The sequence below is a fragment of the Streptosporangium sp. 'caverna' genome, from assembly GCF_003203775.1.
Lineage (GTDB): Bacteria > Actinomycetota > Actinomycetes > Streptosporangiales > Streptosporangiaceae > Streptosporangium > Streptosporangium subroseum.
In genome coordinates this window covers 8103837-8124416 of sequence record NZ_CP029711.1, presented here as the reverse complement: position 1 = coordinate 8124416, position 20580 = coordinate 8103837, and the positions used below count along the sequence as shown (strand labels likewise).

19 protein-coding genes are annotated in these 20580 nt (G+C 69.3%); 12 read left to right on the top strand and 7 right to left on the bottom strand.

Annotated elements, in window-relative coordinates:
- The first annotated feature begins 48 nt into the window (after positions 1-48).
- Positions 49-999 carry a carbohydrate ABC transporter permease gene (locus DKM19_RS34930; RefSeq protein ID WP_110706207.1) on the top strand — a complete coding sequence of 317 codons (951 nt, stop codon included), beginning with the start codon at positions 49-51 and terminating at the stop codon, positions 997-999.
- A 56-nt stretch (positions 1000-1055) separates the two neighbouring features.
- On the opposite strand, the gene DKM19_RS34925 is transcribed toward DKM19_RS34930, so the two are convergent.
- A complete protein-coding gene (locus DKM19_RS34925) occupies positions 1056-1769 on the bottom strand; it encodes a general stress protein (RefSeq protein ID WP_204358374.1) in 714 nt (237 codons plus the stop codon).
- Between the two features lie 230 nt (positions 1770-1999).
- Here DKM19_RS34925 and DKM19_RS50055 point away from each other — a divergent pair, with 230 nt between their 5' ends.
- Complete coding sequence (locus DKM19_RS50055) at positions 2000-2149, top strand: hypothetical protein (protein WP_162641994.1); 150 nt, start codon at positions 2000-2002, stop codon at positions 2147-2149.
- Positions 2150-2354: 205 nt separating this feature from the next.
- Here the strand turns inward: DKM19_RS50055 and DKM19_RS34920 are convergent, their stop codons facing one another.
- A complete protein-coding gene (locus DKM19_RS34920) occupies positions 2355-3794 on the bottom strand; it encodes a GuaB1 family IMP dehydrogenase-related protein (protein WP_110701698.1) in 1440 nt (479 codons plus the stop codon).
- A gap of 137 nt (positions 3795-3931) precedes the next feature.
- Between DKM19_RS34920 and DKM19_RS34915 the strand changes: the two genes are divergently transcribed.
- Entirely contained in the window at positions 3932-4399 is a 468-nt protein-coding gene (locus DKM19_RS34915) for a GyrI-like domain-containing protein (protein ID WP_089207696.1), read from the top strand.
- 63 nt (positions 4400-4462) lie between these two features.
- Here the strand turns inward: DKM19_RS34915 and DKM19_RS34910 are convergent, their stop codons facing one another.
- The 4 genes from DKM19_RS34910 to DKM19_RS34895 all read right to left on the bottom strand — a co-directional run bounded on the left by DKM19_RS34910 (position 4463) and on the right by DKM19_RS34895 (position 7392).
- Entirely contained in the window at positions 4463-4990 is a 528-nt protein-coding gene (locus tag DKM19_RS34910; RefSeq protein WP_110701696.1) for a hypothetical protein, read from the bottom strand.
- Positions 4991-5185: 195 nt separating this feature from the next.
- Positions 5186-5722, bottom strand: coding sequence for a hypothetical protein (locus tag DKM19_RS34905; RefSeq protein ID WP_110701694.1), 537 nt, complete (start codon positions 5720-5722; stop codon positions 5186-5188).
- A complete protein-coding gene (locus DKM19_RS34900; RefSeq protein ID WP_089207699.1) occupies positions 5722-5958 on the bottom strand; it encodes a helix-turn-helix transcriptional regulator in 237 nt (78 codons plus the stop codon). The genes DKM19_RS34905 and DKM19_RS34900 overlap by 1 nt, the downstream gene beginning before the upstream one ends.
- A gap of 300 nt (positions 5959-6258) precedes the next feature.
- Positions 6259-7392, bottom strand: a complete 1134-nt coding sequence (locus DKM19_RS34895) for a CaiB/BaiF CoA-transferase family protein (protein WP_110701692.1) — start codon at positions 7390-7392, stop codon at positions 6259-6261.
- A 202-nt stretch (positions 7393-7594) separates the two neighbouring features.
- Here DKM19_RS34895 and DKM19_RS51240 point away from each other — a divergent pair, with 202 nt between their 5' ends.
- The 7 genes from DKM19_RS51240 (at position 7595) to DKM19_RS34860 (ending at position 15601) form a co-directional block, all read left to right on the top strand.
- Complete coding sequence (locus DKM19_RS51240; protein WP_204358373.1) at positions 7595-9262, top strand: serine/threonine-protein kinase; 1668 nt, start codon at positions 7595-7597, stop codon at positions 9260-9262.
- Position 9263: 1 nt separating this feature from the next.
- Positions 9264-10262, top strand: coding sequence for a D-isomer specific 2-hydroxyacid dehydrogenase family protein (locus DKM19_RS34885; protein ID WP_239513741.1), 999 nt, complete (start codon positions 9264-9266; stop codon positions 10260-10262).
- 84 nt (positions 10263-10346) lie between these two features.
- Positions 10347-11729: an FAD-binding oxidoreductase gene (locus DKM19_RS34880; protein WP_369986642.1), complete on the top strand. Its 1383-nt coding sequence runs from the start codon at positions 10347-10349 to the stop codon at positions 11727-11729.
- Positions 11730-11742: 13 nt separating this feature from the next.
- Complete coding sequence (locus tag DKM19_RS34875) at positions 11743-13002, top strand: class I SAM-dependent methyltransferase (RefSeq protein ID WP_110701688.1); 1260 nt, start codon at positions 11743-11745, stop codon at positions 13000-13002.
- 261 nt (positions 13003-13263) lie between these two features.
- Positions 13264-14244 (top strand): acyl-CoA dehydrogenase, encoded by a 981-nt coding sequence (locus DKM19_RS34870; protein WP_239513740.1) that lies wholly within the window; start codon positions 13264-13266, stop codon positions 14242-14244.
- Positions 14241-14978, top strand: a complete 738-nt coding sequence (locus DKM19_RS34865; protein ID WP_204358372.1) for a PIG-L deacetylase family protein — start codon at positions 14241-14243, stop codon at positions 14976-14978. The genes DKM19_RS34870 and DKM19_RS34865 overlap by 4 nt, the downstream gene beginning before the upstream one ends.
- The gene (locus DKM19_RS34860; protein ID WP_110701684.1) at positions 14975-15601 is read left to right on the top strand and encodes a class I SAM-dependent methyltransferase; all 627 of its coding nucleotides are present in this window, start codon (positions 14975-14977) and stop codon (positions 15599-15601) included. The genes DKM19_RS34865 and DKM19_RS34860 overlap by 4 nt, the downstream gene beginning before the upstream one ends.
- A gap of 155 nt (positions 15602-15756) precedes the next feature.
- Here the strand turns inward: DKM19_RS34860 and DKM19_RS34855 are convergent, their stop codons facing one another.
- On the bottom strand, positions 15757-17292 hold the full coding sequence (locus DKM19_RS34855) for a long-chain fatty acid--CoA ligase (RefSeq protein ID WP_110701681.1): 1536 nt from the start codon (positions 17290-17292) through the stop codon (positions 15757-15759).
- Between the two features lie 172 nt (positions 17293-17464).
- On the opposite strand from DKM19_RS34855, the gene DKM19_RS34850 reads away from it, so the two are divergent.
- Positions 17465-19009, top strand: a complete 1545-nt coding sequence (locus DKM19_RS34850; RefSeq protein ID WP_110706204.1) for a GMC family oxidoreductase — start codon at positions 17465-17467, stop codon at positions 19007-19009.
- A gap of 291 nt (positions 19010-19300) precedes the next feature.
- The gene (locus DKM19_RS34845) at positions 19301-20533 is read left to right on the top strand and encodes a cytochrome P450 (RefSeq protein ID WP_239513739.1); all 1233 of its coding nucleotides are present in this window, start codon (positions 19301-19303) and stop codon (positions 20531-20533) included.
- The last annotated feature ends 47 nt before the right edge of the window (positions 20534-20580 follow it).

Below are 20580 nucleotides of genomic sequence, written 5' to 3'. Positions count from 1 at the left end.
AACCGGCAGGCACAGTGCTACGGGAACGTGGCCGACGAAGGAGGCAGCGTGACCACGTTGGCCCAGACCGCGGTGCGGGCGAAGACCACGACGGCGCCGCAGCGTGTCCGGTGGCGTCTGAGCAGCAGGATCGCCAGCGCCGTCGCGATCGTCATCGCGGTCCTGTGGACCACCCCGACCTTCGGCCTGCTGCTGTCCTCGCTGCGTCCCGAGGACCAGATCAAGACCACCGGCTGGTGGACGTTCTTCGCCGATCCGCAGCTCACGCTGGAGAACTACCGGGAGGTGCTGTTCGGCACCTCCTCGTCCTCCGGTCAGATGATGAGCTTCCTGATCAACTCGATCGTCATCACGGTCCCCTCGGTGCTCTTTCCGCTGGCCCTGGCCACCTTCGCCGCCTACGCGCTGGCCTGGCTGCCGTTCCGCGGACGCGAGTGGATCTACATCGGTGTCTTCGCACTCCAGATCGTGCCACTGCAGATGTCGCTCGTCCCGCTGCTGTCCTTCTTCTCCCAGGGCGTGGAGGTCTTCGGCCTCCAGCTGTCACCCGCCTGGAACCTGGAGGGGCCGGCCCGCTTCATCCAGGTCTGGTTCGCACACACCTGCTTCGCCCTGCCGCTGGGCATCTTCCTGCTGCACAACTTCATGTCCGAGCTTCCCGGCGAGCTCATGGAGGCGGCCAGGGTGGACGGCGCCAACCACGGAGTGATCCTGCGCAGGATCGTCCTTCCGCTGGTCCTCCCCGCACTGGCCACCTTCGCGATCTTCCAGTTCCTCTGGGTCTGGAACGACCTGCTGGTGGGCCTGATCTTCGCCGGTGGCACCCCCGACAGCGCTCCCATGACGGTACGGCTGGCGCAGATGGCCGGCACCCGCGGCAACGAGTGGCAGCGCCTGACCGCGGGCGCGTTCGTCTCGGTGATCATCCCGCTGACGGTCTTCCTGTCGATGCAGCGTTACTTCGTCCGAGGCCTGCTGGCGGGCAGCGTCAAGGGATGAGCTGGCGGGTTCGTGAAGGACCCTCCGAGATCCGCCACCCTCTCACGGCCGGGGCCTCAGGGCCGAGGGCTGTCGGACGTGGCAGGCTGCGCGGGAACGGCCTGCTCCGGCGTGATCGTCCGCGTCGGGGCGGGGCGTTCCGGCGTGATCGTCCGCTCGGGGGCGGGGAGGTCCGGAGCGGTCGGCTGCGAAGGGAAGGGGTGGTCCGGCGCGGTCGGCTGCACGGCCGCGGGATCGTACGTTCCGGCGGACTGCGGGACCTCGACGACCACGGTGTCGGCGGGACCCGGGGTCCCGTCCAGGATGGCGCGGGCATGGTCGAGGTGCGAGGCCGTGACCAGCACGTCGTAGCGGCCGGCGACGATCGCGCTGCGCGAGGCGAAGTCACGCTTGCCACCGGTGAACAGGTGGTTGATGAAACCGAACGCGGCGCCCATCACGGCGCCCCAGAGCGCCGCCCACAGCACGAGTACGACGAACGACAGCGTGGTCGAGGTGAACAGCCCGAGGAACATCCCCGCGACGGCGCCGAAGATCACGCCGCTGCCCGCTCCGGCGAGCGCGGACCGTCCGTTGGTCATCCTGCCGGTGACGGTCTCCTCGAGCTTCAGGTCGCTACCGACGATCGCCACGTTCTCGACGGGGAACCCCGCGTCCGAGAGGGTGTCCACGGTCCGCTGCGCGGCCAGATAGTTGTCGTAGCCGGACAGGACCCTACGGTCGACGACGACCTGCGCGTCCAGATTCGTGGGCATGTCTGCCATGTCCATGTGCCTCTCCAGAGTGGGTGATGGTCCGGCTTGCGGACTACCCCCCGGAGGGGTGTCGATGCGCGGTCCCACCGTGGATCTGGCGTCGCGCGAAAATCATGAAAGACAATAAGAACAAAAGTGGACATTGCGCGACAAATGGGATCTCCTACTGTTAAGGTTCTTACGAAATGGTGCCTGCGATGGATGTAAAAGGGACATCAGGGGCCGGGCCCGCGAAGGAAGCTTGAATGATCGCATTCATCGTGGTGATCGAGGCAGTACTCGCGCTGATGGGGCTGATGGCCCTGTGCCGTCTCACCCGCTACCGGGGGAGACCGCTGTCCCCGGATGACCCCCGTGATCGCAGACGCGTGATGGAGCCACCTTCCTGCGGGTGAACGGCCCACCCGTCCCCGGCGGGTCACGGATGTGCCCCCGCCGACAACCGGCACCTCCGCGCCGGGCGCACAGATGCGCGGGCCCGACGGGAAAGCCCGGCGCGCTCCTGAGAGACCTCGCAGCGCGCCCGGTGACCGGGGACGGGGCCGGGAGCGGAGGGCAACCCGGCTGGGACGACGACGCCGGGCGCCGCCGCCCCCGAGGTCACCAGCTCTGGTGGAGCGGCAGACCCTCGGTGTAGCCGGACGAGCTCTGGATGCCGACCACCGCACGCTCGTGGAACTCCTCCAGGGTGGAGGCGCCCGCGTAGGTGCAGGAGGAGCGCAGGCCGGCCACGATGGCGTCGATCTGGTCCTCGACGCTGGGCATGGCCGGGTCGAGATACATCCTGGAGGTGGAGATGCCCTCCTCGAACAGTGCCTTGCGGGCCCGGTCGAAGGGGGAGTCGTCAGCCGTGCGCAGCTTCACGGCGCGGGCCGAGGCCATGCCGAAGTTCTCCTTGTACTTGCGGCCGTCGGCGGCGGTGCGCGTGTCGCCGGGAGACTCGTAGGTGCCGGCGAACCAGGAGCCGATCATCACGTTGGCCGCGCCCGCGGCCAGGGCCAGGGCCACGTCGCGAGGGTGGCGGACGCCGCCGTCGGCCCAGACGTGACGGCCGAGGCGGCGGGCCTCGGCGGAGCACTCCAGCACGGCGGAGAACTGCGGGCGGCCCACGCCGGTCATCATCCGGGTGGTGCACATGGCGCCGGGTCCGACGCCGACCTTGAGGATGTCCGCTCCGGCTTCGACGAGGTCGCGCACGCCGGCGGCGGTGACGACGTTGCCCGCCGCGATCGGCACGCCGGGGTTGAGCGCGCGGACCGCCTTCAGAGCGCTGATCATCTTCTCCTGGTGGCCGTGGGCGGTGTCCACGACCAGGCAGTCCACCCCGGCCTCGAGCACTTCCTCGGCCTTGGCCGCCACGTCGCCGTTGACGCCGACGGCGGCGGCGATGCGCAGCCTTCCTGAGGTGTCGAGCGCGGGCCTGTACAGCGTGGCCCGCAGCGCGCCGGTCCGGGTCAGGATGCCGACGAGGCGTCCGTCGTCGTCGACGACCGGGGCGAGCCGGTGACGGCCTCCGTGGAGCCGGTCGAACGCCTCGCGCGGGTTGAGGCCCGCGGGCAGGCTGAGCAGGTGGTCGGACATGACCTGGGACAGCTGCGTGTACATGTCCACGCCGGAGCAGTCGCTCTCGGTGACCACGCCGATCGGGCGGTTGTCCCAGTCGACGATGACGACCGCGCCGTGGGAGCGCTTGGGCAGCAGGTTGAGCGCCTCACCGACGGTGTCGTGCGGGGTGAGCGTGAGTGGCGTGTCGTGAACCAGGTCGCGTTTCTTGACCCAGTCGACGACGTTCGCGACGACGTCGATAGGGATGTCCTGGGGGATCACGGCGATCCCGCCCCGCCGGGCGACTGTCTCGGCCATACGGCGTCCCGCGACCGCGGTCATGTTGGCGACGACGATGGGGATGGTGGTGCCGGTCCCGTCGTGGGTCGACAGGTCGACGGCGAGCCGCGAGTCGATCGAGGACAGCGAGGGGACCATGAACACGTCGCTGTAGGTCAGGTCGTAGGCCGGTGCCATCTCATTAAGAAACTTCACGTTCGCCCATCTTATCGGGTGAATAACCAAAAACGAGCGCTCCCCGTTCGAGCCGCCCCGAAGAGGATCGACCTGGCCAGAGCGGGGACTAGGATCCGGTTTGCGTGAATTTAACGGTGTGGCCATGAGGAGTAGCTGTGATCGTTGTTGATCGGCCTGAGATGCTCGTCGTGGGCCATGCCGTACGGACCTCCAACGCCGACGAGATGGAGCAGGGCCGGGGACGGCTCGGCACGCTGTGGGCGCGGGCGGGTTCTCCGGGAGCCTTCGCACATGTGCCCGGCCGGGTGGACGAGAACCTCTACGCCGTGCTGACCGACTACGAGAACGACCACCACGGCTCCTACACCCAGATCGTCGGGGTGGCCGTGCGCAGCGCCGCCGCGCTGCCCGAGGGCATGGTCGCGGTCCGGGTGTCCGGGGTGCCGTCGATGAAGCTGGAGGCCCGGGGGCAGATGCCGGACGCGCTGCTCGACGCGTGGCAGCAGGTGTGGAAGCACACCGAGTCCGGAGGCACCCCGCCGCGCGCCTTCACCACCGACGTGGAGATCCATCACCGGGACGGCGTGGACCTCTACGTGGCGGTGTTCCCCTCGATGGGGTGACAGGGGAGGCGCTTCGACCGTCTGATCAAGGCGATTCCGGCCGTGGCGGCGTAATGACCGCGGTCAGTCCTCGTCGTCCGGCAGCGGGTCGGGCAGCCGCCAGGCCGCCAGCAGCGACGGCAGGATCAGGTGCGTCGCGATCACGGCGAACACGAGTACGGTGATCGCCGCCGAGGGGACCCGGACGATGAGTTCGCCCTTGGGCACCGCGAGCGAGAGCGACACGCCGAGTGCGATGAGAATCCACAAGGTTCCTCGACGGGCGTCGGCCTGGATCTTCTGGCGTTCGCGGGACTGGCGTTCGTCAAGGTGGCGCTCGGCGAGGCCGACCGTACCGCGGGTGGCCCCGATGAGTGCGCTGTAGAACACGACGTAGATCACCGATGCGATCCCCGCCAGGGCGAAGGTGGTCCACATGGCGGTGGTGCTCGGCGCGAGATAGAAACACACGATCGCGCTGACCCAGATCATTCCGGCGGATGCGGCGCCCACGCCGGCGAGGATCCGACGGCCCCTGCGGGTGGCGTACCAGGTGGGCGGAGGCCAGCTGCGATAGCGGTTCTCCAGCTGCTGGGGGGTTAGCTCGCTCACTACTTCGCCTCACTGTCCGATCACGGGAACGGTTTCAAAGGGAAAAACGACTTTCGCCGGCGGCTTGACGTACTCGGCGACGCACGGGAAACAGGTTCGGGCCATGTATGGCAGCGAGTCCTTCACCGCCGAGATGGAGGACCGTGGCCCGGAGCCGTGGGCGTCCGCGCCGCGGCTCCGTCCGCGCCGCGCCGATCATTCGTCGTCCGGCGGCGGATCGGGCAGCCGCCAGGCCACGACGATCAGCGGCAGTACGAGGTGCGTCAGCATCAGCGCGATCGACAGCTGGACGACCGTCGTCGTCGGTACGGAGGAGCCGGGACCACCGCGGGCCAGGCCCGCCGCCAGCGCCACGGCGACGAGCACGACGAGGATGCCCAGCATGATCCGGTGAGCGAGGGCGATGGCGCGCAGGCGCTCACCCACCTGACGCTCGTCGAGCTGGCGCTCCGCCAATTCGTTGACACCGCGAGTGGCGATGTTGAGCAGCGTGACGGTCGGCATGTAGATCACGAACATGACCGCGAGCAGGATGAAGCTGATACGGGTGGCGTCGTCGCTCGGGCCGATGCTCCAGGACACGGCGGCGTCGACCCATATGAGCCCTACCGCGAACATCCCCGCCGCGGCGAGCAGCCGCCGGCGGCTCCGGGTGGCGTACCAGCCGGGCAGGAGGTCGCGCTCCAGGGCCTTGGCCTGTGCCTGCTGCCAGCGCTCCGACAGGTTGCCCATCACTTCGCCTCACTTCCCAGCCGTGGGAACGACCTCAACGAGAAAACGACTTCCACCGGTACTTCGAAGTACTCGGCGATGCGCAGGGCGAGATACAGGCTCGGGCTGTACTCGCCGCGCTCCAGGTAGCCGATCGTCTGGTAGTGGACGCCCAGGGCGGCTGCCAGATCCTTGCGCGACACTCCGCGCTCGGCTCTCAGCATCGGGATCCGGTTGAATACGTCTTCCGCGGCCATGTCAGTAGTCTCCCAGCGCTCATGAGCCCTGGGCGGCGAGCCGGCGCTCGGCCGCGCCGTACTTCATCCACGACCCGCGAACACCCACCGCAGTACTCATGTTTATGAATGTAGTACATCTACTACATTATCTACAACCCCCATGACAAAGGGCGGTGCACCTGTGCCAGGTGCACCGCCCTTGAGCTGCGAGAATCAGGCCGCGAGCGCTCCCCGGACCATGAGATCCAGACGAGACGGGCATCTTCCGGACCGTGAGGACCGGGGCGCGTGAGCGCTCTCCGGGCCGCGGAGGTCAGGTCACGCGAGCACTCCCGCGGCGCGGAGCCTGGCGGTGGTCTCGTCGGACAGGCCCCAGGAGGACAGGTCCGCCAGCCGGGTGGCGGGTGAGAGATCCTGCTCGGGCGCGCCGAGCAGGCGCGGTGAGGGAGCGGGCTGCCGGACGCCGCCGACCTCGACGAACGCGCCGCGGGCCTTGTTGTGCGGATGGTCGGCGGCCTCGTCCATCTCCAGCACGGGGGAGACGCACGCGTCCGTGCCGTCGAACACCGCCTCCCACTCGGCCCGGGTCCTGGACCTGAAGGCCTCGGCCAGCCGCTCGCGCAGCGCGGGCCACTGGGCGCTGTCGCCACGGTCGGGCAGGTCCGTGAGGCCCATGAGCGAGACCATCTCCGCCCAGAACTGCGGCTCCAGTGCGCCGACCGCCAGGAACTTGCCGTCGGCGGTCTCGTAGGTGTCGTACATCGGCGCGCCGGTGTCGAGCAGGTTCGTGCCGCGCGGGCCCCAGGCGCCGGTCTGGACGCCGTGGTAGAACATCGCGAACAGCGTCGAGGCCCCGTCCACCATGGCCGCGTCGATCACCCGGCCCTCGCCGGTCCGCTCCCGCTCCAGCAGCGCCAGCAGCACGCCGTACGCCAGCATGAGGCCGCCGCCGGCGAAGTCGCCCAGGATGTTGATCGGCGGGGTGGGCCTCTCGCCCTCGCGGCCCAGCATCGACAGGATGCCGGAGATCGCGATGTAGTCGATGTCGTGCCCGGCGGTGGGCGCCAGCGGGCCGTCCTGGCCCCAGCCGGTCATCCGCCCGTAGATCAGGCGGGGGTTGACCGCGTGCAGGTCGGCGGGGCCGATGCCGAGCCGCTCCGCGACCCCGGGCCGGAAGACCTCGATGATCACGTCGGCGCTTCTGACCAGTTCCTTGAGCGCTGCCACCCCCTCGGGGGACTTCAGGTCGAGGCCGACCGTCCGCTTGCCCCGGTCCATCACGTCGGCGCGGGGTCTGTCCCCGGCCGCGGCGACGGTTTTGACGCGCTCCACCCGCAGTACCTCCGCGCCGTGGTCGGCGAGCATCATTCCGGCGAACGGCCCGGGGGCCAGGCCGGCGAGTTCGAGCACGCGAACTCCGGCCAGCGGGCCTTTTCTGGTCACGCGCTCCATCGATATCTCCTCGAGTGCGATTTCGACTCCGGTTCGGTACGGCGTACGCGGGCAGCCGCCTGGCGATCCGCGGTCCCTCCCCCACGGCCAAGTAGAACAACATTCGGCTTTCCCTGGCAAGACATCTGTCTTGAGGCCACGTGGCGCTCAGGTGGTATGGGAAACTTGCGCCCTCTCTGAACGAGGTCTAGGGGTAATTGAGATGACATATCCGCACAGTGAACGGGTGGTCGCTGGGCGTTATCGATTGCTGCGAGAGCTTGGCCGAGGCGGCATGGGGGTGGTGTGGGAGGGATACGACACCCTCCTCAACCGCTCGGTCGCGGTCAAGGAGGTCCTGCTCCCGCCGCATCTCTCCCCGGCCGAGCATCAGCTCCAGCTGACTCGCACCTCGCGTGAGGCCAGGACCGCGGCCCGGCTCAATCACCGGGGCATCGTGGCGATCTACGACGTGGCGGAGCAGGACGACCGCCCGTGGATCATCATGGAACTGGTCAGGGCCCGCGGGCTGGACGAGGTCGGGCAGCTGCCCGTGCAACAGGTCGCCGACATCGGCCGTCAGGTGCTGTCGGCCCTGCGGGCGGCGCACGAGGCGGGCATCCTGCACCGGGACGTCAAGCCCAGCAACATCCTCCTCGACGCCGAGGGCCGCGCGGTGCTCTCCGACTTCGGCATCGCCACCATCGAGGGCGACAGCTCCCTCACGCAGACCGGCATGGTGACGGGCTCGCCGAGCTTCCTGCCACCAGAGCGCGCGATGGGCGTCGAGGCGGGTCCCTGGTCCGACCTGTGGGCACTCGGCGCCACCCTTTACGCGGCGCTGGTGGGCCACGGTCCCTTCGAGCGCCGCGACGCCATCTCCACCCTCGGCGCCCTGCTCACCGAGGAGCCCGACTTCGGCCCGGTGCCCCCGGCGATGCGGGAGGTGCTCTCGGGCATGCTCCAGCGGGATCCCGCCCACCGGCTGACCGTCGATCAGGCCGACATGCTGCTGGCGCAGGCGAGCGGTGACCCGTCGGCGCCGGCCCGCCGTACCGGTGACTGGGAGAGACGGAGCGTCGGGACCACCGGCTCCACCAGGGCAACCGGGGCCACCGGGGCTAACAGGGCCAACAGGACCACCGGAACGACGGCGAACCCCGTCGTCTCGGGGCACGGCCGCAGGCGGCCCCAGAGCCGGAGCCGGATCCCGCTGATCGTGGCGGCCGTGGTGGTCCTGGCGGTGGGAGGCGGGGCCGTGGCCATGGCGGTGTCGTCGCCGGAGTCGCAGCCCGTCACGCAGACCGAACCGGCCACGGCCCCGTCCACCGCCGAGCCCGAGAAGACGGAGACGAAGACGAAGAAGCCCAGCCCCTCTCCCACCCCCAAGCCCTCGAAGACCGTGGTCGCCGAGTCCGGGCCGCAGCTGAAGGTGTGGCAGGCCAAGGCGCCGGAGAACTGGTCCATCCAGTATCCGGCCGACTGGACCGGCGACTGGGCTCCCACGGGCTACACCCAGTGGCTGCGCCGCGACGGAGCCGCGCACATGTCGGTGGAGGTGCTCGACGGCTCGATCGACACCCTGGAGTCGCTCCAGGCGGGGGTCAGGGACAACGTGGCGCGGTGGAGCGACATCCTGTCCGAGGACACGGCGCAGATCCCCCTGGCCTACGGCGCCGGGCTCCAGTGGGAGTTCACCTGGACGATGAAGGACAGCGGCGGGGCACCGTGGGCCACCGCCGGGGTGACGTATCGCGAGAAGCAGAGGTTCATCGCGGTCGGCGATAAGATCATGGTGCTCAGCTGGACCACCCACGCCTCGGCGTGGGCCGGGCAGCAGGGCCTGATGAACCGCGTGTTCAACAGTTTCCACCCCCGCGGAGGCGAGTGACGTGTCCCTGGAAGCCGGCGCCGCCTGGAAGGTGGTCGCCCTGCCCCCGCTTCCCGAGGAGGGGCTGAGAAGACTGCTCGGCCCGCTGGGCGAGCGGATCAGCCTGTCGGTGCCGGCCGCTCGCGATCGCGGCGCCCTGCTCGACGCCCTGGGCGAGGCCGAGATCGTGGTCGGCGACTGGACCGCCGAGCTCTCGCTGGACGCCGAGGCCGTCCACGCGGCTCCGCGCCTGGCGTTCGTGCAGCAGCCCTCGGTGGGCGTGGACGGCCACGACCTCGGCGCGCTGGCCGCCGCAGGCGTGCCGCTGTCCAACGCGGGCGGTGTGAGCGCGATCGGGGTCGCGGAGTGGTGTCTCGCCGCCGCGCTCGCGCTGTCGAGGCGGCTGCTCGACGCCGACGCCGCGGTCAGGGCGGGCCGCTGGCCACAGCTGGACCTCGGGCCCAGGGAGCTGTACGGCTCGCGCGTGGGCATCGTCGGGTTCGGCCCGATCGGGGAGACCTGCGCGCGGATGTTCGGCGGTTACGGGTGCGAGGTCTCCTACTGGAGCCGCACCCCGCGCGAGGTGCCCTACGCCTACCGCGAACTCGACGAGCTGGTCGCCGGCTCCGACGTGCTCGTCGTGGTGATCGCGCTGTCGGAGGAGACGAGGGGGCTGGTCGACCCGTCCCGGATGCCCGTGGGGTCGCTGCTCGTCAACGCGGCGCGTGGGGCGGTGGTGAACTCGGCGGGGCTGCTGTCCGCCCTGGACTCCGGGCACCTGGGCGGCGCCGCGCTGGACGTGTTCGACAGCGAGCCGCTGCCGCCGGACGATCCGCTGCGCGACAGCCCCCGGCTGCTGCTCTCGCCACACGTGGCCGGAGTGACCCCGCAGTCCACCGGACGCATGATCCGCCTCGTGCTGGACAACCTGGAGGCCGTCGTGAACGGCCGCCCGGTGACGAACGTCGTCAACGGAGTGGATACGGTGGTCAGGCGCCACTCCCGAGTGACACGTCCGTAGAGTTTTCCCTTGTTTAACGCGCCCCGCCTGGTTCCGGAGAGATCCGAGTTATACCGTGCTAGGGGCGATCTTTCGATGAAGGTCATGGGGGTGATTACTGTGCAACAGATGACACAGATGTCGGCACACCGGCGGGCGGTGGACCAGATCAGGGAGTCCTACGCCGCCCTCCCCGCCGACGCGGTGCCTCGGCTGGCCAAGGCCACCACGAACCTGTTCCGGTTCAGGGAGGGCGCGAAGGCGGCGAAGCTGTCGGCCCGGGACCTGGACCAGGTCATTGAGGTCGACCCGATCACCATGACCGCCGAGGTCCAGGGCATGACGACCTACGAGCATCTGGTGGACGCCACGCTGGCGCACGGGCTCATGCCGTACGTCGTGCCGCAGCTGAAGACCATCACGCTGGGCGGTGCGGTGACGGGGCTGGGCATCGAGTCCAGCAGCTTCAGGGACGGGCTGCCGCACGAGTCGGTGGAGGAGCTGGAGATCCTCACGGGCGACGGCAGGATCGTCGTGGCCCGTGACGACAACGAGCACCGCGACCTGTTCCGCGCCTTTCCCAACTCCTACGGCACGCTGGGCTACGCGCTGCGGATCCGGATCAAGCTCAGGGCCGTGGAGCCGTACGTCCGGCTGAGCCACATCCCCTTCACCGACGCCGACAAGTGCATGATCGCCATGAAGGAGATCTGCGAGAGCGGCGAGCACGAGGGGGAGCGGGTCGACTTCGTGGACGGCACGTTCTTCGGCCCCGGCGAGCTCTACATCACCGTCGGGCGCTTCGCCGAGCGTGCCCCGTACCTGTCGGACTACACCGGCATGCGCATCTACTACCGGTCGATCCAGACCAGGGCCCGCGACTGGCTGACCGTCCGCGACTACCTGTGGCGCTGGGACACCGACTGGTTCTGGTGCTCGCGTGCCTTCGGCGTGCAGGGGGCGCTCGTGCGCTCGCTGATGCCGCGCAAGTGGATGCGCTCCGACGTCTATCGCAAGCTCGTCGGGCTCGACCACAAATACGGCGTGATCGCCCGGGTGGACCGCTGGCGTGGCCAGCCTCTGCAGGAGTCGGTCATCCAGGACATCGAGGTGCCCGTCGAGCGGGGCGCCGAGTTCCTGGAGTTCTTCCACGACAAGGTCGGCATGGCGCCGGTCTGGATGTGCCCGCTGAAGTCCAACGGCGAGTGGCCTCTCTACCCGCTGGAGCAGGGGCGGCTGTACGTGAACTTCGGTTTCTGGGGGATGGTCCCACTGCCCCGAGGCCAGTTCGACGGTTACTACAACCGTCTCATCGAGCACCAGGTGCACGAGCTGGACGGGCACAAGTCCCTATACTCCACATCGTTCTATCCCCGGGACGAATTCTGGAAGTTTTATAACGGTAAGGCCTATTGGCCGGTCAAGCGGGCATACGACGGGGGTGGCCGGTTGCTCGACCTCTACGACAAGTGTGTACGGGGGCGCTAGGGAGGTTGATTCTGTGATGCTCGCAGAAATCTTTGAGAAGGTCATGGGCCCTGAGGCGGACGTCCGCTTCATCGCCTACGACGGAAGCAAGGCCGGGCCGGTCAGCGCGGACATCAGTATCGAGGTGAAGAGCCCTGTCGCCGTAGCCTACCTGGCACAGGCGCCGGGCGAGCTGGGACTTGCCAGGGCCTACGTGTCCGGGCACATCGACGTCCACGGGGACGTCTACGCCCTGCTCTCCCGGATGTGGTCGCTCACCATGAACGACCTGCCGATGAGCCAGAAGGCGGCGGCGGTGCGCGCTCTCGGCGTACGGCCGCTGCTGAAGCGGGTGCCGCCGCCTCCGCAGGAGATGCGGCGCAGCATGCTGGCCAAGATGGGCAGCAGGCACGCCAAGCAGCGCGACGCCGAGGCCATCCACCATCACTACGACGTGTCCAACAAGTTCTACTCGTGGGTGCTGGGCCCCTCCATGGCCTACACCTGTGCGGTCTTCCCCAACGAGCAGTCCACGCTGGAGGAGGCGCAGTACGCCAAGTTCGACCTGGTCGCCCGCAAGCTGGACCTGAAGCCCGGCATGCGGCTGCTGGACGTCGGCTGCGGCTGGGGCGGCATGGTCATCCACGCGGCCCGTGAGTACGGGGTGAAGGCCCTGGGCGTCACCCTCTCGCGCCAGCAGGCCGAGTGGGCGCAGAAGGCCATCGCCGAGGCGGGACTCGGCGAACTGGCCGAGGTCCGCTACATGGACTACCGGGACGTCAAGGAAACCGACTTCGACGCCGTCAGCTCGATCGGACTGACCGAGCACATCGGCAAGGAGCAGCTGCCGTTCTACTTCCGGTTCCTCTACGACAAGCTCGTCCCGGGCGGGCGGCTGCTCAACCACTGCATCACCCGGCCGACGGGCACCGAGAAGACCATCAACACCAAGGGGTTCATCAACCGCTACGTCTTCCCCGACGGGGAGCTGGAGTCGGTGGGTTACCTCGTCCGTCAGATGGAGGATCTCGGTTTTGAGATCCGCCATGAGGAGAACCTGCGCGAGCACTACGCCGAGACCCTCCGTTACTGGTGCGCCAACCTCGACGAGCACTGGGACGAGGCGGTCGAGGAGGTCGGCGAGGGCAGGGCCAGGGTCTGGCGCCTCTACATGGCCGGCTGCGTGGTCGGCTTCGAACGTAACAAGATCCAGCTCCACCAGCTCCTCGGAGTGAAGCTCGACTCCGAGGGCAAGGCACACATGCCCCTCCGCCCCTCTCTCGACTGGCCCTGAAGCACAGCGCCCTGAAACACGACGTTTTAACGAATCTCGTTCTGACGTGCGGGGCGCTGACTTACAGGACAGCAGGTAAGACGGCGTGCGGGCGAGTTCGTCCCGGACCGTGCGTCCCTTCCCGCGAAGACTTCGCGGGAAGGGACGCACGCACCCGTGACCGGGCGATCCGCCCGGAGAACACGGGAAACCGGAGAACACTGCTCCTTCATCGCCCGCGCCGGGTGATAGGAATGCCTTCGGCGGGGTAGTCCCCAGCCTGTGAACGGGGAAAAGCAGGGAAGTCCTGTCCGGTACGGCGAGGTCGGCGGGGAGTTCGCCGCCGCCGTGGCGTCGGGACGGTTGGACCTTCCGTTGCCGGGTGCGGGCCGGACCATGCGGCGGTGGGAGGCGTTCGCCTCTCTGGCCCAGCGTGACCTGTCGCTGGCGCGGCTGTGCGAGGGCCACGCCGACGCCGTCGCGATTCTCGCCGAACTCGACGGCCCGAGCCCCTCACCGGACAGCCGGTGGGGCGTGTGGGCGGCACAGCCCCCGGGCCCGTCCCTCTCGGCGATTCCGGAGGAAGGCGGCTGGCGGCTGCGCGGGACCAAACAGTACTGCTCGGGAGCGCGGGTGTGCACCCATGCCCTGGTGACCGCCGAGGCCCCGGACGGCCCCCGCCTCTTCGCCGTCGCGGTCGAGGCCCTGGAACCGGTGGCCGACAGCTGGGGGGCGACGGGAATGGCCGCCAGCGACACCCTGGACGTCTTCTTCGACGCCGTTCGCGCCGAACCGGTGGGACCGGTGGGCGGATACGTGGAACGACCCGGCTTCCACCACGGCGGTGCGGGCGTCGCCGCGTGCTGGTACGGAGGAGCCAGGGGAGTGGCCGAGACGTTGCTGACCGCCGCCGGTGAGCGGGACGTCGGTCCGCACGCCCTGGCCCACCTGGGCGCGGTCGACGTGGCGCTGCGGACCGCCAGGGCCGCCCTGCAGGAGGCGGCCGACGAGATCGACGCCGATCCCCACGATCTCAAGGACGCCGGAAGGCTGCGGTCGCTGCGCCTCAAGGCACTGGTGGAGGCCGTGTCCACCGACGTCATGGGCCGGGTGGGCAGGGCGCTGGGAGCCGGGCCCCTCGCCCGCGACAGGGCACACGGGCGCAGGGTCGCCGACCTGACGGTCTATCTGCGCCAGCATCACGCCGAACGGGACCTGGCCGCGCTGGGCGCGCTCGTCGCCGAGCAGGGGACCGTCTGGTGAACGCGGAACAGGCCGGTCCGGCCCTCAACCCCATCGACGCCCCGGGGACCCCGGAGGCCGAGTGGCGCGCGTGGCCGGGGCTCGGCGCCCTTCCCGCGCTTGCGTACGGCGGCTGGCAGAGCGTGGTGGTGATCGCGGCTCATCCCGATGACGAGGTGCTGGGGGTGGGCGGGCTGCTGTCGCTGCTGGCGGCCGCGGGCGTACGGCTCCGGCTGATCGCCGTCACCGACGGAGAGGCCTCCCACCCGGGCATCGCCGATGTGCCGGCGCTGGCGGCGCGACGGGTGAAGGAGAGCGAGTCCGCGCTGGAGGCGCTCGGCGCCCACGCCGTCGAGGTCCTGCGGCTGGGGATGCCCGACACGGGGGTGGCGGCCCACGAGGGCGAGCTCGCCGAGGCGTTGAAGGAGGCGGCCGCCGGGTTCCAGGTGTGCCTGGCCCCGTGGGAGGCGGACGTGCACTCCGATCACGAGGCCGCGGGCCGGGCTGCGGTGGCGGCCGGGCTGCGGCCCTACTTCTATCCGATCTGGACCTGGCACTGGGCCCGCCCCGGCGACGTGCGGCTGCCCTGGAGCCGGGCGCTGCGGATCCCCCTGCCGCCGCCGAACCGGGCGCGCAAGCTGGCGGCCATCGGCTGCTTCGCCAGCCAGCTGGAGCCCCGCGACGGCCTGGAGGCCGTGCTCCCACCCGGCATCCTCGCCCACTTCACCCGCGACCACGAGGTGCTCTTCCGATGACGGCCGAGCCGTCGACTCTCGGGCCGGAGTACTTCGATCACATGTACTCGGCCTCACCCGACCCGTGGGGGTTCGCCTCCCGCTGGTACGAGGAACGCAAATACGCCGTCAGCGCCGCGATGCTGCCCTCCCGCCGCTACCGCGACGCCTTCGAGGTCGGCTGCTCCATCGGAGTGTTCACCGCCCTGCTCGCCCCGCGCTGCGACCGCCTGCTGGCCTGCGACCTGTCTCCCGTCGCGGTCGCGGCGGCCGCCGAGCGTACGGCCGGCTACCCGTGGACGCGGGTGGAACGGCGCACCATGCCCGGCGACTGGCCGCTACAGGAGAGCGGATTCGATCTCATCGTGCTGTCCGAGGTGCTCTACTACTTCGGCGGCGAGGACCTGAACCGGATGCTCGACCTCGCGACCGCCGCGCTGAGCCCCGGCGGCACCCTCCTCGCGGTGCACTGGAGACATCCTGTCGCCGAGTATCCGCGGGGCGGCGAAGAGGTGCACCACGCCCTCGCCGGCCGTACCGAGCTGACCCGCCTCGTCGACCACCGCGAGCCGGACTTCCTCGCCGAGGTCTATCTCCGTGGTTCCACGGCTCCCTCGGTGGCCGAGACCGAAGGACTTATGTGATCCGGCCGCCGGAGTCGTGCCGAACGCCACGCCGTGCCGGTACGGGGGTCTGAAGGGTCGGACACGACGCCATGCCGAGCACCGGCTGAGGGATGCTCGAGTGCGACGCCGTGTCCGCGCGGGTTGAGGGCCGACGGCCGCGTGCCGCCGTGCGCTCAGCGAAGCTCGCGCTTGAGGATCTTGCCGGTGGCGGTCATCGGCAGCGCGTCACGGAACTCGACGATCCGCGGATACTTGTAGGCGGCCATGGTCTCCCTGGACCAGGAGACCAGCTCCTCCTCGGTGACGGTCGCTCCGGGGACGCGGATGACATAGGCCTTGACCTCCTCGCCGTGCGAGTCGTTCGGGACTCCGACCACCGCGACGAGGGAGACGTCGGGGTGGGTCATCAGGACCTCTTCGATCTCCCGCGGATAGACGTTGAAGCCGCCCCGGATGATCATGTCTTTGGCCCGGTCGACGATCGAGTAGTAACCGTCCTCGTCGCGGGTGGCGATGTCGCCGGTGCGGAACCAGCCGTTGTTCATGACCTCGGCGGTGGCCTCGGGCCGGTTGTAGTAGCCCTTCATCACGTTGTGGCCCCGGATCGCGATCTCGCCGGGACCCTCGCCCTCGATCGTCTTCCAGTCGCCGTCGACGAGCTTCATCTCCACGCCCCAGATCGGCGTGCCGATCGTGCCGGGCTTGGTGGGCCTGCCGAGCTGGTTGAAGCTGGCCACGGGTGAGGTCTCCGACAGGCCGTAGCCCTCGAGAATGCCGATGCCGAAGGTGGCCTCGAAGTCCCTGAGCACCTCGACGGGGGAGGAGGCGCCGCCCGCCGACGCGATCTTGAGCGAGGTGGGCACCTCGTCGCCGTCGGCGTGGATCTTCGTCAGCATGGCCCAGTACATGGTCGGCACGCCCGCGAACAGCGTGACGTTCTCGCGGCGGATGAGCTCCAGGGCGGGGCCGGGCTCGAAGCGCGGCATGAGCACGACGGTGGCGTGACGCCGGAACCCGGCGTTCATGACGACGGTCTGGCCGAAGGAGTGGAACAGCGGCAGCACCGCGAGGTAGGCGTCGCCGCCCTCGGTGCGCGGGAACATCTCATCCGAGACCATGGCGTTGAGCAGCATGTTCTGGTGAGTGAGCTCGGCGCCCTTGGGCTGGCCCGTGGTGCCGCTGGTGTAGAGGATCACCGCGGTGTCGTCCGCCGAGGTCTGCACGGTCTCGAACGTGCCGGGCTGGCCTTCCAGCGCCGCCCACAGCGTCTCGCCGTACTCGGACTCCGTGGCGAACGCGGCGGCGGGCAGTACGAAGAAGTGCTCCGTCGACGCGGCGTTCTCGAAGCCCGCCCGCCCGCGCTCGCCCAGCGGGAGTTCCGGGGAGCCCTCGAAGCAGAACAGCGCCTTGGCGTCGGAGTCGTCGAGGTGGTAGGCGATCTCCCTCGACTGCAGCAGCACGTTGAGCGGTACGACCGTGGCCCCGGCCTTGAGGATCCCGTAGTAGACGAACGGGAAGTAGGGCAGGTTGGGGCAGGCCAGTGCGACCTTGTCGCCCTTGCCGATGCCCCGGGAGACCAGCAGGTTGGCGACCTGGTTCGCGACGGTGTCGACCAGGGAGTACGGCAGCCGCAGGTCACCGAAGACCAGCGCGGTGCGGTCGGGGAACTCCCGGGTGCTGTCCTCCAGCACGATCGACAGGTTGAGCATGGTGCGTCCTCCTCAGAGCAAGCCCTTGATTCGCTCATGTTTCCAGATCGGGATACCTACCGGTAGGTAACTGTTATTACAAATTGACGGGCAGGCAATGGGAAGGTAGATACGTAAGAGCCCGCTTACGGGGAGGCGAGCTGACCGTCTGTGCGAGGAAAGGTCAGTGGGCATGGAGTACGACTATGTGATCGTGGGCGCCGGATCGGCGGGGTGCGTGCTGGCCAACCGGCTCTCCGCGGACCCGGGGGTGACGGTCGCGCTGATCGAGGCGGGCGGATCCGACGACAAGCTCGAGGTCCGGATGCCCGCCGGTTTCGGCAAGCTCTTCAAGACCGACCTCGACTGGAACTTCACCACCGCCAAGCAGGCCGAGATGTTCGGCCGCGAGCTCTACTGGCCGCGAGGCCGGATGATCGGCGGCTCCTCGTCGATGAACGCCCAGATGTGGGTGCGCGGGCACAGGGCCGACTATGACGGCTGGGGCGTTCCCGGCTGGTCCTACGACGAGGTCCTCCCGTACTTCCAGAGGATCGAGCGCCGCGTCGGCTCCAACCACGGCGGCGTGTACGGCACGCGAGGCCCGGTCCACATCGAAGAGCTGCGCACCCCCAACCCCGCCACCGCGGCCTTCCTCCAGGCCTGCGGGGAGCTGGGGTTCACCCGCCTGGCGGAGCTGAACGGCCCCTCCAACGAGGGCTACTCCCAGACCCCGGTCACCCAGAACAGAGGCCGCCGCTGGAGCTCCGCCGACGCCTATCTCCGGCCCGCGATGAAGCGGCCCAACCTCACCGTGCTGACCTCCTCGCACGTGCACGGGATACTCGTCGCCGACGGGCGCGCGATCGGTGTGAAGTACGGCGACGGCACGGTGGTGCGGGCGCGCAGGGAGGTCATCCTGTCGGCCGGCGCGATCGGCTCCCCGCACCTGCTGATGCTGTCGGGCATCGGCGCGGCCGACGAGCTGCGGGCGGGCGGCGTCGAGCCGGTCCACGAGCTGCCCCAGGTCGGCAGGAACCTCCAGGACCACCTGGCCTCGGGCATCTTCCTGCACTGCCCCAAGTCGATCACGCTCGCGGGCGCGGAGTCGGTCGGCAACCTGCTCCGCTTCCTGGTCGGCCGTAGGGGCATGCTCACCTCCAACGTCGGCGAGGCCGTGGCCTTCATCCGCACCTCCCCCGACGAGCCCGCCCCCGACATCGAGCTGATCTTCGCTCCCGGTCCCTTCATCAACCACGGGCTCACCCCGCCGCCGGGTCACGGCCTGACCATCGCCGTGATCCTGCTCCAGCCGGAGAGCCGCGGACGCGTCTCCCTGGACGGCGGGGAGGTCGTGATCGATCCGGGTTACCTGACGGCGGAGGCCGACCTCCGGCGGCTGGTCGCCGGGCTGAAGAAGGCCGGGGAGCTGTTCGAGACCGCGGCGCTCGGACCGCTCGCCGGACCGCCGATGGACCCGTACTGGGGTGCGCGGACCGATGAGGAGCTCGCCCGCTGGATCCGGGAGCGCAGCGAGACCCTCTACCACCCGGTCGGCACCTGCCGGATGGGGCAGGACGCCGACTCGGTGGTGGATCCCGACCTGAAGGTCCGGGGGATCGACGCCCTCCGGGTCGTCGACGCCTCCGTCATGCCGGTCATCAACCGCGGGCACACCCACGCGCCCACCGTCATGATCGCCGAAAAGGCCGCCGATCTGATCATGGGTAACGGGTGACGGCGACGACCGGGCCGGCACGGCGGCGTCCGCCGTCCGTCGTCATGCCACCGAGCGCGCCCGCGCCGTTCCCGTCCGCGTGGAGCGCGTGAGGGCCGCCGTGTCTGGAACGGGCCGATGGGGCGGTGGGCTTCCTTTCGCCGGGCTCCAGGGGGGAACATGTTCTCGGCACCGGGCCCCTCCCATGCCCCAGGCGGCCCCGAAAGGCCGGCGATCCCGCCCTGGAGCGGTTGGGGTGAAGATCAGGTGGCGGGACTCGGTGAACGGCATGAGATTCCAACGGAGGCTGGTGTGACGGTTTCACTCGCGGACATCGATCTGTCGGACATCACCTTCTGGGAGCGGCCGATGGTCGAACGCGAGGAGGCCTTCGCACTGCTGCGCGCGCAGCCGGCCCCGATCCTGTTCCCCGAGCCGCCGGTCGCCTACGCCGCCCCGGGGCCCGGCTTCTACGCCCTGGTGAGGCATGCCGACATCGTCGAGGCCAGCCGTCGCCCCGATGTCTTCTCCTCGGGCCGGGGCACGACCTCCATCCAGGACCTGGGGGCCGACTTCGGCGAGTACTTCGGCTCGATGATCAATATGGACGACCCGAGGCACGCCCGGCTCCGCCGTATCGTCTCCCGGGCGTTCACCCCGAAAATGATCAAACAGTTCGAGGCCGACGTGCAGGTTGAGGCCACCCGGATCGTGGACGACCTCATCGCCAAGGGGTCCGGGTGCGACTTCGTGACGGAGGTGGCCGTCAAGCTGCCCCTGAAGATCATTTGCGACATGATGGGCGTCGGCTCCGAGCACTACCAGATGGTCCTCGACGCGTCCAACCTCATCCTGTCGGGTGGTGATCCCGAGTTCATCGCGGACATCAGCCGCGCGGCCGAGCTGCTGCTCGGCGCGGGACAGCGCCTGCAGGACCTCGTCGTCTCCCTGGCCGCCGAGGGCGGCGACAACCTCATCACCTCCCTGACCAGTGCCAACATCGACGGGGAGAAGCTCACCGCCCAGGAGCTCGGCTCGTTCTTCATCCTGCTGGTCGTGGCGGGCAACGAGACCACGCGCAACGCCATCTCGCACGGCCTGCACCTGTTCACCGAGAATCCCGGCCAGCGCGCCCTGCTGCTCGAGGACCTGGAGGGGCGCCTCCCCGGGGCGGTCGAGGAGATCGTCCGGCTGGCCTCGCCCGTCGCCTGGATGCGCCGCAGCCTCACCCAGGACCACGAGATGAACGGCCACCTCTACCGCGAGGGCGACAAGGTCCTGCTCTACTACTGGGCCGCCAACCGTGACGAGGCCGTCTTCTCCGACCCCTACCGCTTCGACATCCAGCGCGCCGAAGGCCCGCACCTGGGCTTCGGCGGACCGGGCCCGCACTTCTGCCTCGGCGCCCATCTGGCCCGCCGCGAGATCACCGTGATGTTCCGGGAGCTGTTCACCCGGATCCCGGAGATCCGCTCCGTCGGCGAACCCGACCGTCTGCGTTCAAGTTTCATCAACGGCATCAAGCATCTCGACTGTGATTTTTAAAGCCATAGCCTCTTAAATCATGACTTATGGTTCGATTCATTGACGTA